Origin of the sequence: Colwellia sp. BRX8-4, from assembly GCF_014077345.1 — a bacterium.
Classification (GTDB): Bacteria; Pseudomonadota; Gammaproteobacteria; order Enterobacterales; family Alteromonadaceae; genus Colwellia_A.
The window spans coordinates 24172-38184 of sequence record NZ_JACGVS010000004.1 but is presented as its reverse complement, the minus strand read 5'-3'; the positions used below and the strand labels follow the sequence as shown (position 1 = coordinate 38184).

The window sequence follows — 14013 nt, the reverse complement described above, 5'->3', positions numbered from 1 at the left end:
AATTTATTGCTTAACTATTAATATATTACTTATGGTAAGGCTTACTTAAACGATGTACTGATTCTATAAAGTGGCCCGCATGTTCTGGATTCACATCAGGATGTATACCATGACCTAAATTAAAGACATGTCCAGTACCACCGTCACCAAAGCCGGCAAGAATTTTGTCAACTTCTTGCTCAATACGAGGTAATGGCGCGTAAAGCATTGAAGGATCCATATTACCTTGTAAAGCAACTTTGTCGCCAATACGGGCTTTAGCATTTTCAATATCTATGGTCCAATCAAGCGCTACTGCATCACAACCAGTTGCCGCAATAGACTCTAACCACATACCGCCATTTTTAGTAAATAAGGTTACCGGTACTTTACGCCCCTCATTGTGACGAGTTAAACCATCAACAATTTTAGCCATGTACTGTAATGAAAATTCGTTATAATCACGTGGTGATAACACACCACCCCATGTATCAAAGACCATAACAGATTGCGCGCCGGCAGCAATTTGTGCATTCAAATAAGAAATCACTGAATCCGCTAACTTATCTAATAGCATGTGTAATGTTTTTGGCTCAGCAAACATCATTTTTTTGATTTTGGTAAAGGCTTTTGAACTACCTCCTTCAATCATATAAGTCGCTAATGTCCATGGACTACCTGAAAAACCAATCAGAGGTACTTCGCCCTTTAATTCTTTACGAATAGTACGTACCGCATTCATTACATATTGTAATTCTACTTCTGGATCGGGTATGCCTATTTTTTCTACATCAGCTTTACAGGTAATAGGACGCTCAAATTTCGGCCCTTCCCCTGTTTCGAAATATAAGCCTAAGCCCATAGCGTCAGGAATAGTTAAAATATCGCTAAATAAAATGGCGGCATCAAGCGGAAAACGACGTAACGGCTGAATGGTAACCTCACATGCAAGATCAGCATCGCGGCATACCGACATAAAATCGCCAGCGTTTTTGCGAACTTCACGGTATTCAGGTAAGTAACGCCCTGCTTGTCTCATCATCCATACTGGTGTGTAATCTACAGGCTGACGCAAAAGCGCGCGTAAGTAAGTATCGTTTTTTAATTCAGTCATGAAGTATCTTCCCATTTTTATATGCGCGCATTCTACCATTAGCAATTTTTTGGGTCTATGTTCTAAATCAATTCGTTGCTGTAATAATTAGATCTATTTATGATATAAAAACAATAAGCGATTAGTAATCAGTCACTTAATTTCAATAAATATAATTAATTGTAACAAAAGTTACTTTATACGAAAAAAATCGTGGTATAAATGCTCTATTAAAGTTGTTGCGTTAGCTTTTTCGCTTTGTTATAAATTGCCCCGCGTTAAAGAAGTACACAAATAAAAATAATAAAAATAAAAGAAATAACTAAAAAGAAGCTAGTATAAACTAGACCTACAGCGAGCAATTCAAGCCTTACACTTTGTAAGGCTTTTTTATTGCCTAAAGAAAAGTATCGCGTTAATAGGCCTTATGAACATAGGCAATGGTTAAGTCCTGTAAAGAATAAACACGCTTGTATAAATAGTTAAACTCTCTTCAAAACTTATTCTTTGGTTGTGAATTTCTAGCAATTTAACCGATATATTTGCTCCTATTAAACTGTAAAATGTCGTACAATTACCTTAATTTATTAATAACTTTTAATCATTACGGAAATCCCCCATGAAAAAAATTATCATTTTATTAACTATTTCAACATTAAGCAGTTCGGCTATGGCACAGGAAACTAGCTGGTTTGATAGCTTAAAAAGCTTTGTTGGAATGGGCGAAGTTGAAGAGCAAAGTGTAAAATTGCCAAGCACTGAAGGTTTAGTTGAACAGTTAACAAATTCATTAAATGTTAATACTGAACAAGCAGCTGGCGGTATGGGTGCTATTTTTAATTACGTAAAAAGTAATGTTTCAACAGAACAGTTTAGTCAGTTAGCTAAATCATTACCGGGTGTCGATGGACTTGTTAGTCAAATGCCTGATATTAGCGAACTTAGCTCTGGCAAAGGCTTAAGCGGTTTACTTGACAAAGCTTCACAATACAGCGATTCATTAAAGTCTATTAATGATATAAAAAAGCAATTTGAAGCATTAGGTTTAAATCCAGAAATGATAAGCAGCTTTGTATCTAGTGCTCAAAGCTACTTAGACACTCCACAAGGGCAAGACGCAAAACAAGTATTAACGCAAGGTTTAGGCAAGTTACTCGGGTAACTTGATCTATTAGCGACTAATCGCTGCAGCTAATTTCACTGCGTTTACTAAAACAGAACTTCAGTGAAATTAGCAAATATTGATTTTTAACGACTCAATATTGATCTTTAACGACTCATTATAGACTGTAATTAATATACGCTAATTACCGCTTCATATAACGGCTTTCCCTTATTATAATCATCAAAGAGCAAAAATAACGAATACCCTACCGACGATAGACTGTAATTAATATATGCTAATTACCGCTTCATATAAGGGTTTTCCCTTATTATTATCATCAAAGAGCAAAAATAACGAATACCCTACCGACGGTATTTCGATACCATAATTACTTTCATAGGCATCGTCAGGAAAAGACTGTTGAAGTTGTTCAAATGATCCCCCTTGAATAAAATCCCCCAAAGCCCAAATAGCTTTTGAATTAGCGTTATCGTTTATAAAGACTTCTTCCAACAAATGAATTTCAACAAGTTCAGTAGCGTTTACCTTTAACATTAAATGTTGGTTATAAAGATTGATAGTGATCCCTCTTGGCAATACTATCCGCCCTTTAGCTTCACCAAGCTGCTCTGCAAGGTTATTAACGTTTATCTCTTTGTTTGATACTAGGGCTAAATACGCCTGTGTAATTGCCTCGTTTTGAATCACTTGATCATCAAAAGGCAGCATACGACTTTCTTTATAGTTGCTTTGCTCCATAGAGAAGCCACCCAACGTATATTTCTTTTCATTGGTATGAGAATTTTTACTGGCAATAAAATTTAGTGTTAGCACCTTGTTTTGGCTATTTAAGACTAATTGATTCTTTTCATTTAAAGGTTTATCTAATGCTAATGCAGAATAAACGTCCTTTAAAAGTGCTTTTCTACCGACCTTATTGTTGATCTTCCAAGCATTGGCATCAAAAAAATCAAGTAAAGGAATTTTATTCAAAATACTGGCTGATAAATATGGCAAAGTACTTTGTACCTTTACTAATTTATCCAATTGAAAATGCAACCAATGGTGTCTTCCGTAACCTATAATCAACTCATCAGCCAGCAAGGTTAATTGCACATTAGGCTCACCAAATTTTTTGATGACTTGTTGATAGCTATCGCCCAACTTTACGCCATAAAGACCGTTAGCCAAAGATACCTCAGTATTGATAACTTCAGGCCGGCCAACTCTAGAGTCAGCAGAAGTCAATTTGAAGGTCATCATACTTTTTGCTTTAACACCGTCATGATTATAAGCGGTAAATCTTTGATGGATGACATGTGGAGTGCCCATTTCATGGGCTACTTTTTTCTGTTGACACTGCACAATTAGCTTAGCAATAAAACGTATTTGTTGTTGCCCACCCTTTTCATCTAAAACGTTAATATCTTCTATTTTTTTATCGATGATAATGACACCATTGGCGCCAGCATCTATCGCTTTTTGTTGTAATTGATTTAATAATCTCTTGGTAGTTTTAGCCATTTGCTGCGCTTTAGCCATACCAATAACACTCGTTTCTTTAATGACTTGGTATTCACAATTAGGGTAGTAGTCAAGAATAGGTGGCAGTACGACTTCCTCAACGGCTGAAAAAGCAAACAAGGAAAAGAGTAAAAAACAATTAAAGGTAACTATTTTTAGAAAAATGTGCATTAAGGTAACTCCGCTATAATTCATGAATAACTTATATTTATAATAAAATAGCTTTATCAATTACTAACTTTTTGGTCAGTGCATTGATGGCTGGGTAGCGTAAATAAAAATCATTAATATCAATATCTTCAACCTTTGCTTGTAAAGGTTCAGTAACGTTAACATTGATGTGGCGGTTTATATTTTTACTTCTTCGCTCTGCTTGAAGAGGATAATTTAAAAATAAACCTTGTGGATCAAGGACCTCACTCTCCATAGTTTGCCATGCTTGATACCAACTTGCATGGCGATCACCTGAAGCTAAGTTTGTCGCTAAAGACAGGTTAACCACTAGGTTTTTATAGGACGAGTAATTTGTTCTAGCGCCAATAAAAGTGGCTTGGCTATTACTTTTTGCCGTTTCAGAGTCAAACATAGATAACAGTTCGATGGTGTTATCTGTTAATGATTTATTTAAATCTATCAGTAACTTTGCACTTAGGTGCTTAGCGAGCTTAGGTAGATAATCTCTCTCGCGCTCAATGAGCGTTAGTTGGGCTTTAATTCCACGCTGTAATGCAAACCCTGTTGGTAGTATTGACTCGAGGTCACTGCTGTTTATTCGACTTAGCGCTTTGGTTAATTTGGCTTTACTTTGCGTTAACTGGTTGATCACGCTATTAATCTTTATTAAGTCCCAGTCATCAACAGGTCGATTAAGACATTCCTGATAAATTTCAGGTAGATCTGTTGGCCGACTAGTAAATGATTCGCTAATAAATTGCATTATTTTTATTATCGGCACTAACTTTTTAGCTGCTTGTATTAATACTTTTTTATTTTCGGTACTGGGGAAGTGCTGATGAGAATCATGACTTAACAGATAAGCTAAATAGTAATCGCCCTGAGCAAGGTGAACTTGTGCCGCTATTAATTTATCTTGAGCTTTTTCGGCAAGCGTTAATTCAGCTTGGTATTGTGAGGGTTTTAGTTGAACCAGTTTTTTTAATGCGGTGATTGAGTGAGTGAGGTTGAGTTCTTGCTTAGCTTGCTGATATGCCTGCAAGGCTTCGCTATGTTTCGTTGGACTACACGATACGAGTAAAAAAAGTAATCCTACTATAAAAATTCTTTGATAAATAGCCATTAGATAAATTCCATTTTACATTAACGTTTATGTCTAAACTGAATATAAAGTATCAACTAATCAATAACTAATCAAATATTTGTTCAATATTGAGTTCAAGTTGCTTGTCGCTTTTTGCCGTATTACAAGAGTTGCTCAAAGCGAACAACTTTTCCTTTTGTTGTATGATTTCTGTGGTGATGGTTTGGTTATCTTCGCTTAAGGTCAACAAGCCAATACCACTGCCATTAAATGAAGTTACATCGTTAGCTGAGTCAATGTAATTAGGCCTTCTCACACGGACCTTCATCCGCCTTCTTTTTGTAAACCAGTTAAGCGGTGAATAAGTCGCATACAAATATTTATTTAGCCTTTCTAAGGTATGTAATAAAGCGGCCGGAAATTCATTTTTTAAACCGCTACAGGTGACTTGTAATATTTTTTAGCTGTCACGACGAAAACGGTAAGTCACTTTATAAACAAAAGAATAGTGCACATCACCTGTAAGAATAATAAAATTAGGCGGTGTTTTATTGTGTCTAAAAATATTTAACATCACATTAGCTGTGCCAGAGTGTGCCATCCAGTTTTCAGCATCTACTGCTAAAGGCTTTCCCCAAAAAGTAAAAATACGCTGAATAGTTTCAATCAACTTAACCCCATAAATAGGTGCAGCAGAGACCATGATAATATTAGGCTCATTAATTAACGCTTGCTGTAGGGCTGATAATGACTGCCAGAAGGTTTGCCGGCATTACTTTCAGAGTACCATCGCTGGGTGCGTGTATCTAATACAACGATTTTAGGTGAGGTATTTAAACTATAATGCCATTCATCCCATTTGAGTATTTTATCAATAAGTTCACTATGGTTTAAATCCCCAGTCGAACTCAATACCGTTTGGGGTTCTCTAATCAAGCCAGAGAATTTTTCAGGCCTATTGCCCCAAAACTTGGCATAAGCAATATCCAATTAACGCCTTTCCTATAATTTTTTTGAAAACGTAAAATTATGTAAGCCACCGTAAACAATTAACATACAATTTTTAAATGTTTTTGGCTTGTAACTCTCGGTAAAATCTTTTCATACCCCTTGTGCCCTCCTTTTTATATGCACAATAAATTATTGAGAAAACACCATGAAAAGATTATTACTTAGCGCTTTACTATTTGCCGGATGTGCAAGCCATGGGGTTGACCGAGCAGAGCAACACCAAATAATTAAAGAATTTTATGCGACTATTGCGTCGGTTACTCCGGTAACTTTATCTTCAGAGGTCAAAACAGGTATTATTACCGGTGCTGGCATTGGCTTATTAGGCGAACTTGACGGTAACCATAAAGATATGATTGCAGGGACCATCGCTGGGGCATTAGTTTTTGGGTTATTTACCGCTTTATTTGAAGGGAGTAATGATGCTTTTCAGTACCATCTAAATTCCGCCATCCAAGGTGAATTTGATGTCATTCAAAAGCAAAAAATTCCTGAATCAGTAAGTTGTGTAAAAGTGCGAAGTGGTAAAACGGTTACGTTAATGGCAGCCTCACCTGAAAACTGTTCTAACTTATTTAAATAACTTATACTGATTTCACATAGGATTCTAGAGCAAAAATATGCAAAAGTTATTATCTACTTTACTGATACTTTTTTTATTTTCTTGTGGCTCTGTGTCAATGAGCAATGGTCGACAAAAAATTATAATTAATGGTCAATCAACTCCTTGCGATATTCACCGCAAAGAGATCGATCCCAATTGTAAAACAGAGAATAAAAGCCAAACACCACAAGTAAACATTAAAGCTGATAACCCCAGCGCGGAATAATCGCTTGTTCAATACCTAAATGATCCAACATTCTGCCCACCATAAAATCAATTAAATCATTAATCGACTTGGGGTGATGATAAAAGCCAGGTGCCGCTGGCATGACAGTAACGCCCATTTGTGAAAGTGTCAGCATATTTTGTAAGTGTATGGTAGAAAAAGGTGATTCTCGTACCACTAAAATCAACTGCCCTCTTTCTTTAATAACAACATCGGCAGCACGCTCAATCAAGTTGTCACTCATACCTAAGGTAATAGCGGCTAATGTGCCCGTTGAACAAGGACAGACAATCATTTTTTTAGGGGCAGCAGAGCCAGAAGCCACGGGAGAGAACCATTGTTCTTTGCCAAAGACTGTGATTTGTGAAGGTTTTGCCTTAAATTTTTCACTGAGAAATTGAGTGGCGCCGTCAGGTGAACCCGGTATTTTAATGCCAACTTCTGTGTCAAGAACAACCCGTGCTGCGCTTGAACATAAAACATAAATTTGTACATTCGCAGCAACTAAACATTCGATTAATCTTAATGCATAGGGAGCACCAGATGCGCCGGTAATTGCGACAGTAATTTTTTCTCGAAACTCGTTCATAACTATCCTTTCTTTGCTAATTGATCTAATATTTTTTGGTGAATATTGCCAAATCCACCATTACTCATCACAACGATAGTATCGTCTGCTTGTGAGTTGTTAACGATATGACTCACTAAAACATCGATATCTGTCTCAACAAAACACGGCTGTCGGCATTCTTTAATCAGTGTATTTACTGACCATTGCACTTGCTCGTCTTGAAATAAATAGACAACGTCTGCTTGCGCTAATGATGCTGGAAGGGTGTCTTTATGAACACCTGATTTCATGGTGTTTGATCTTGGTTCTAATACCGCGATTACTCGACATGATTGATCGCCTTCACCGTTAGCACTTACATTCGCTCGAACACCGGCTAACGTTTTAGCAATAGCGGTAGGATGATGGGCAAAGTCATCAAATACACGTACCTTCCCTACTTCACCGCGCAGCTCTAAACGCCTTTTGGTATTAATAAACTCAGCCAGTGCATCAATAGCAACATGGCTAGGAACGCCGGCATGTCGAGCAGCGGCAATAGCCATTAAACCGTTATCGATATTAAAATCACCAATTAAGTTCCATTTTACTGTGCCTTGTATTTCATCCTTAAAGTAGACAATAAACTCACTACCATCGCCAGTAAGCTTTTCTGCATACCAGCCAGATTTACTAAATTCATTCTCGACACTAAATTCGGTGGGTGTCCAACAACCTTGCGCTAAAGTTTCAGTGATGGCTGATTCATTTTTGGGTGACAACACTAGGCCGTTACTTGGCACCATACGAATAAGATGATGAAATTGGCGTTGTATATCAGATAAGTCATTAAAAATATCAGCGTGATCAAACTCCATGTTATTAATCACTAAGGTGCGCGGACGATAATGAACAAACTTAGAGCGCTTATCAAAAAAGGCGGTATCGTATTCATCGGCTTCAATGATAAAAAAGGGGGCGTCACCTAAACGTGCCGAACAATCAAAATTTTGTGGTACACCACCAATTAAGAAACCCGGTTTCATATGAGCATACTCTAGGATCCAGGCAACCATAGAGCTAGTGGTAGTTTTGCCATGAGTACCCGAAATAGCGATGACCCAACGGTCTTTTAAAACATTATCTAATAACCACTGCGGGCCAGACGTGTAGGCGATATTTCTATCGAGTACGTATTCAACCATAACATTGCCGCGTGACATGGCGTTGCCAACAATCACTAAATCAGGCTCATCTTTTAAATGTTCTGTTAAGTAGCCTTGTTTTAACTCAATACCTAATTGTTCAAGTTGTGTGCTCATTGGCGGATAAACATTAGCATCGCAACCTGAAACACGATGCCCCAGCTGTTTTGCAATAGCGGCGATACCGCCCATAAATGTACCGCAAATACCTAAAATGTGAATATGCATGTTATGTCCGTTAAAGCTTGGTTACCTTGGCAATGCTGTAGTAACCAGTAATAAAAATAAGATCAAAATAATCTCTGATAATATACCTGATAAGATAGTAAAAAGGCATTGCAATGCCTTGTTAATTTAGTAAGTATGCATAGCCATACTAAATTAAAGGATGCGACGTGCGATCACCTTCACTACAATCACTTCATATTTACCCGATTAAATCGGCTGCTGGTATTTCATTATCGACTAGTTGGGTTGATGACTTGGGCTTGAGCCTTGACCGCCGTTTTGTCATAACAGATAAAAATGGCCAATTTATAACCGCCCGCACTGAACCAACACTTTGCCTTATTAAGGTTAATTTATCTGCACAGGGCTTAATATTAACCGCTCCAGATATGCCAGCGCTGCATCTACTTTATCAAGAATTGTCACCCATTTATAAAAAAGTAACGGTATGGCAAGATGAAATACAAGCACAGTATGGCCATGAAAATTTTGATTTATGGTTCAGCCAATTCCTAAAAAAACCTTGCCAGCTTCTTTATTTTGGTAAAAAATCACAGCGTTTAGTTAGCAAAAGTCATAAAAAAATTGCCTTTGCTGACGGTTATCCACTATTGCTTACCTCTCAAGCCTCACTCGATGATTTAAATAACCGGCTAACTCAACAATCAATCCCTGCGATTACCATGAAACAATTCAGACCTAATATTGTGGCTAACCTCTGCGATGCCTACGCCGAAGACACTTGGCAGCATATTCGTATTGGCGAGGTTGAATTTGAAGTAACTAAGCCTTGTTCACGTTGTATTTTCACTACAGTGAACCCTAACAATGCCGAAAATCATCCACAGCAAGAACCGCTAACAACCTTAATAAACTACCGACAAGTGGCCAGTGGAGATGTGATGTTTGGGCAAAATTTAATTGCGCTTAATCAAGGAAGTATTCAGCAAGGTGATGAAATTGTTATTTTAAAGAAGCAAAATCCACCTATATTTATTGCCAAACCAACAACAAAAACAGCTAACAAAAAAACGACTGCACAAGCCAGTGTTAACAAGGAGCCAAAAAAAATGCGTAAAGGAAAAGTTAATTTAAACTTTGAGTCATGGAACAAAAACGTTATTGGCAACACAAAAGACTCTATTTTAGAACAAGGTGAATCAGCAGGAATGCTACTCCCCTATTCATGTCGTGGTGGCATGTGTGGTCGTTGTAAAATAAAACTGATCGATGGTGATGTTAAACAATTAGCTAACGACGGTTTAAGTGACGATGAGAAAGAACAAGGCTTTGTTTTAGCTTGTAGCTCAGTGCCACAATCAGACTTAGTGTTAGCAAAAAGATAATAAGCAACCGCTTTTATTGAAAAATAATTCCCGATAAACCTTTGATACATATATCGTAACGTGACTAAAGTGAACGGCAATTGATACCGTTCTCTTTTTAACGACTATCCATTTTTTTATAACCCACCTTGTATGAAAAAGCGTTGATAAGCAGATATGCTTTACTTTAGCGCTGAGATAATTCAATCCTCTTTACTATATTTTATCTGCTATGTATTTAGCATTTTATCATTCTACTTTTAATCCGCTCTAACAGTATCAAGCTAATGTTTGATGTAAATCAACAATAAAACAGCTGCATCATTAGACAAAATCACAACTTGATTTAAATCAAACTTTGCATTTTAGCAAAGTGACAAAATCAGCCCATTAATTAGTTCTCAAGAAATAAACATTAAACCATATTAAATAACGCCACTGTGTGTGACCTCCTTGTTTGGTCGCAATAACGTGTGTCGAGCCAAAAGATACATACATAAAATAGATAGGATATACACGATGAAATTTACGAAAACAAAATTATCACTGGCTTTAATTACCGGTTCTATTATTTCTGCGCCTTTTGCTATGGCAGACGATGCGGCATTCAATTCAGGTATTAAAAAAGCACTAACAGACAGTAAAGTAAATGTGAGCTTACGCGCCCGCTATGAAGGTGTCGATGAAGACGGTGCAAATGGCACCACAGATAAAGATGCAACAGCGTTAACAATAAAGTCTCGTCTAACCCTACAAACAGGCAATTATAAAAAATGGTCGTTAGGCCTTGAGGTTGATAATGTAACCGCCATTGTTGATGATTATAATGACTTAACCTTTGATTACTCTGGCAGTGATGCTGTCGTTGCTGACCCTGAAATAACCGACGTTAACCAGGCTTTTTTACAATACAATAGCGAAAAAGTTAAATTAACAGCAGGTCGCCAACGTATTTTACATAATAATCAGCGTTTTATTGGTGGTGTTGGCTGGCGTCAAAATGAACAAACCTATGACGGTTACCGTATTGAATATACCGCAAGCGCTGCACTTTCCCTCGATTACAGCTACATCTATAACGCAAACCGCATTTTTGGCGATGACAAAAAAGGTGACGATCTTTCAGGTGCTTTTCATTTTGCGAATGCTGCCTACAAAATTAATACCGAACACAAAATATCAGCATTTGCCTATGTATTAGACTTTGATAGAGCACATGCAATGTCTTCAAGCACCTTCGGCGCTCTTTACAATGGTAAATTTGGCGCGGTAAGCGTTAACTTAAGTGCAGCAATGCAAAGCGACGCCGGTGATAACCCCGTAAATTACGATGCTAACTACTACAATGCTGAGATAGCCACTGACTTAGGTCAAGTTACGTTATTAGCAGGCATTGAGGTTTTAGGCAGTGATAACGCTAAAGCAGCATTTAGTACACCTTTTGCGACCTTACATAAATTCCAAGGTTTTTCAGATAAATTCTTAAATACGGGTAGCAGTACTGGCATGCCAAATGGTGTTGAAGATACATACATTACCGTTAAAACAAAATTGGCTGGAGTTAAGTTAGCGGCAACATTCCATGACCTAGCGGCAAATGAAGGCAATATAGACTATGGTACAGAATTAGATCTTGTCGCCGCCTATACCTTTAAAAAGGATTACGACTTACTGGTAAAATTTGCCCGTTACAGTGCTGATGAATTGAGTACGGATACCAGCAAACTATGGATACAAGTTGCAACTAAGTTCTAGAAACTTACGCTTGAACATCATCTTAATTAAAGGCTGTTACGTAAGTATCAGCCTTTTTTATGTGGGGTGTCTGTTATGTTATTAAAAAACCAACAAAAACAACAGCAAAGCAGCAAAGTAGAAATATATAATGAATTGTCAATGATGAGCGATTAGAATAGCCGCGTTTATTATCTTCCTACCCAAGGGACTATTTTGTTATTAATGCTCGACAATTACGACTCTTTTACTTTTAATTTAGTACATTACTTCCAAGCATTAGGGCAAGAGGTCGTCGTTGCACGAAATGACCGAATAACTTTAGCTGAAATTAGGGTACTATCACCCCAGTATATTGTTATTTCTCCAGGTCCATGTTCTCCAAATGAAGCGGGATTATCATTAGAGATAGTTAAACACTTTGCCGGTAAAGTGCCAATTTTAGGTGTTTGTTTAGGTCATCAGTGCATTGCACAACACTTTGGTGCAAGTATTGAAAAAGCACTTGTCGTGATGCATGGGAAAACAAGTAGAATAAAACATAACGAAAGTGGCTTATTCCATCAATTAAATAACCCTTTAACTGTGACCCGCTATCATTCATTAATTGTTAATAAAGACACTTTGCCTGATTGCCTTGAAGTAACGGCTTGGAGCAAAGATGAACAGGGTAAAAACAATGAAATTATGGCCTTAGCCCATAAAACATTGCCTATTATAGGTGTACAATTTCATCCTGAATCGATTTTAACGGAACAAGGTATGATGTTACTGAAGAACTTTATTACTCACTGCAAATAAAAAAAAATTAGCGTCAGGCGATCACTCTCATTTGTCATCATTCATACTTTTGTGTATGTCGCCGATAAAGACTATTCAAGTTCAACTTTATTGGAAAACACCCTATTAGCTCATGCAGATATTTGAAAACAACGACCTAGTCGCCCCAATATATAAAAGAGCGATGAGCTTAATGATCAGTAAAGGCTTTGCTGAAAAGCAAAGTGGAAAAGTGTCTGTTGCTGTCCATCAAAACAGCGAACAAGCTAATCGCCGCAGAGAATTACTTGCGGTTGAAGAAGAAGCAAATAAAAATAAAATCATTCAGGCCCACGGAGAAAGTTTCTTTACTGAGCAAGTCATGGCTAAATTTTTTACCCATGTGACCACTGAAGTGAACAAAAAATTTGATAACAAAGAAAACCTCTACAACAAAATATTAAAAATTGAAGATGCCATTCCCAGTATTATGGAAATACTGTCAGTGCGCGCCGCTTCGATTAATCGTATTATTCCTTTAGCTAAATCATTACCTTGGTTAGCAAATGAGCTAATTAATCTGGTCAATAAACCACAGTATCGTAAACGGGCCGATGTCCAAGTTACTGACGCAAGTTTAGCATTAAGTTATATCGGCTTAGACAATTTAAAGTTAGTCATGCCAACCTTTATGCTCAAACATTGGTTACCTAATAGCACGGCTCCTTACACGTTAATGAAAAGAAAACTTTGGAATGACAGTTTGGCTGTTGCCATGTCTTCCTCCGTATTGGCTAAAAAAGCAGGTATGGATGAATTTTCGGCTTTTGCTGCTGGCATGTTTAGTCACCTAGGACTAATCGCGGTTTCTCGCTGCTTTTTAACCACTTACAGTGAGTTACATACCGCAGAATTAAAAGCTGCTTACGAGAATAAAGATAAAAAACTTCATGATACATTAGTTGCCTTTGACGCTTCACCAGACTTATTAATCGAACAGCTAATAACACGCAGTAGCAAGATATCAGCAGATTTAGTGGAGTTGATGCGTCTAGACCGCTTGCAAATTACCGAAGCTATATTTGATCTTGCCTACACAGAAACATTAGAAAAAATGTGCCCACTAGCGCAAATAGTCACCAAAGCAAAAGCGTATGTTGCTTTTAGAAGCTTAGCTAAAGATGATTTAATCAGTAATGATGAAGCTAAGTTACTGTTAACAACAGTACGAATCACGCCACAAGAAATCAATTTATTAAAGAAAAGCGACATTGATCACATAAAATTAAATTTTAAATAATTTTTGATTAATTATGAAAAGTTTACCTATTGTTAATAACGCACTGAGTTCGTTACCTCACGAGCAATTCCGTTAGTAAGCCTATAAAACTCTCTTTATATAGTTATGCATC

Annotated in this window: 15 protein-coding genes; 7 read left to right on the top strand and 8 right to left on the bottom strand. The window is 37.2% G+C overall.

Translation table 11 applies throughout. From position 1 onward, the window contains the following. Nucleotides 1-25: 25 nt before the first annotated feature. On the bottom strand, nt 26-1093 hold the full coding sequence (gene hemE, locus H4J56_RS04970; RefSeq protein ID WP_182222449.1) for a uroporphyrinogen decarboxylase: 1068 nt from the start codon (nt 1091-1093) through the stop codon (nt 26-28). A 598-nt stretch (nt 1094-1691) separates the two neighbouring features. Between hemE and H4J56_RS04965 the strand changes: the two genes are divergently transcribed. Then, a complete protein-coding gene (locus tag H4J56_RS04965) occupies nt 1692-2234 on the top strand; it encodes a DUF2780 domain-containing protein (RefSeq protein ID WP_182213778.1) in 543 nt (180 codons plus the stop codon). Between the two features lie 228 nt (nt 2235-2462). Here H4J56_RS04965 and H4J56_RS04960 read toward each other — a convergent pair whose 3' ends face one another. The 5 genes from H4J56_RS04960 to H4J56_RS04940 all read right to left on the bottom strand — a co-directional run bounded on the left by H4J56_RS04960 (nt 2463) and on the right by H4J56_RS04940 (nt 5949). After that, nucleotides 2463-3872, bottom strand: a complete 1410-nt coding sequence (locus H4J56_RS04960) for a hypothetical protein (RefSeq protein ID WP_182258959.1) — start codon at nt 3870-3872, stop codon at nt 2463-2465. Between the two features lie 37 nt (nt 3873-3909). Continuing rightward, the gene (locus H4J56_RS04955; RefSeq protein ID WP_182169204.1) at nt 3910-4998 is read right to left on the bottom strand and encodes a hypothetical protein; all 1089 of its coding nucleotides are present in this window, start codon (nt 4996-4998) and stop codon (nt 3910-3912) included. A 67-nt stretch (nt 4999-5065) separates the two neighbouring features. Beyond that, the gene (locus H4J56_RS04950) at nt 5066-5287 is read right to left on the bottom strand and encodes a hypothetical protein (protein ID WP_182169203.1); all 222 of its coding nucleotides are present in this window, start codon (nt 5285-5287) and stop codon (nt 5066-5068) included. A gap of 132 nt (nt 5288-5419) precedes the next feature. Continuing rightward, nucleotides 5420-5662: a hypothetical protein gene (locus H4J56_RS04945; RefSeq protein WP_182258958.1), complete on the bottom strand. Its 243-nt coding sequence runs from the start codon at nt 5660-5662 to the stop codon at nt 5420-5422. 20 nt (nt 5663-5682) lie between these two features. After that, complete coding sequence (locus tag H4J56_RS04940) at nt 5683-5949, bottom strand: hypothetical protein (RefSeq protein WP_182258957.1); 267 nt, start codon at nt 5947-5949, stop codon at nt 5683-5685. Nucleotides 5950-6115: 166 nt separating this feature from the next. On the opposite strand from H4J56_RS04940, the gene H4J56_RS04935 reads away from it, so the two are divergent. Next, a complete protein-coding gene (locus tag H4J56_RS04935) occupies nt 6116-6553 on the top strand; it encodes a hypothetical protein (protein WP_182169200.1) in 438 nt (145 codons plus the stop codon). Nucleotides 6554-6590: 37 nt separating this feature from the next. Continuing rightward, nucleotides 6591-6800 (top strand): hypothetical protein, encoded by a 210-nt coding sequence (locus H4J56_RS04930; protein ID WP_182213787.1) that lies wholly within the window; start codon nt 6591-6593, stop codon nt 6798-6800. Here H4J56_RS04930 and H4J56_RS04925 read toward each other — a convergent pair. Further along, complete coding sequence (locus tag H4J56_RS04925; RefSeq protein ID WP_182213789.1) at nt 6772-7389, bottom strand: flavin prenyltransferase UbiX; 618 nt, start codon at nt 7387-7389, stop codon at nt 6772-6774. The genes H4J56_RS04930 and H4J56_RS04925 overlap by 29 nt on opposite strands. A 2-nt stretch (nt 7390-7391) precedes the next feature. Next, the gene (mpl, locus tag H4J56_RS04920; RefSeq protein WP_182230220.1) at nt 7392-8783 is read right to left on the bottom strand and encodes a UDP-N-acetylmuramate:L-alanyl-gamma-D-glutamyl-meso-diaminopimelate ligase; all 1392 of its coding nucleotides are present in this window, start codon (nt 8781-8783) and stop codon (nt 7392-7394) included. A 167-nt stretch (nt 8784-8950) separates the two neighbouring features. On the opposite strand from mpl, the gene H4J56_RS19885 reads away from it, so the two are divergent. From H4J56_RS19885 to H4J56_RS04900, 4 genes are all read left to right on the top strand, one after another. Beyond that, a complete protein-coding gene (locus H4J56_RS19885) occupies nt 8951-10129 on the top strand; it encodes an MOSC N-terminal beta barrel domain-containing protein (RefSeq protein ID WP_182242286.1) in 1179 nt (392 codons plus the stop codon). 498 nt (nt 10130-10627) lie between these two features. Further along, nucleotides 10628-11863 carry an alginate export family protein gene (locus H4J56_RS04910; RefSeq protein ID WP_182258956.1) on the top strand — a complete coding sequence of 412 codons (1236 nt, stop codon included), beginning with the start codon at nt 10628-10630 and terminating at the stop codon, nt 11861-11863. A gap of 195 nt (nt 11864-12058) precedes the next feature. Further along, nucleotides 12059-12643 (top strand): aminodeoxychorismate/anthranilate synthase component II, encoded by a 585-nt coding sequence (locus H4J56_RS04905; protein WP_182258955.1) that lies wholly within the window; start codon nt 12059-12061, stop codon nt 12641-12643. 112 nt (nt 12644-12755) lie between these two features. Beyond that, on the top strand, nt 12756-13901 hold the full coding sequence (locus tag H4J56_RS04900) for an HDOD domain-containing protein (protein WP_182169190.1): 1146 nt from the start codon (nt 12756-12758) through the stop codon (nt 13899-13901). Nucleotides 13902-14013 lie beyond the last annotated feature (112 nt).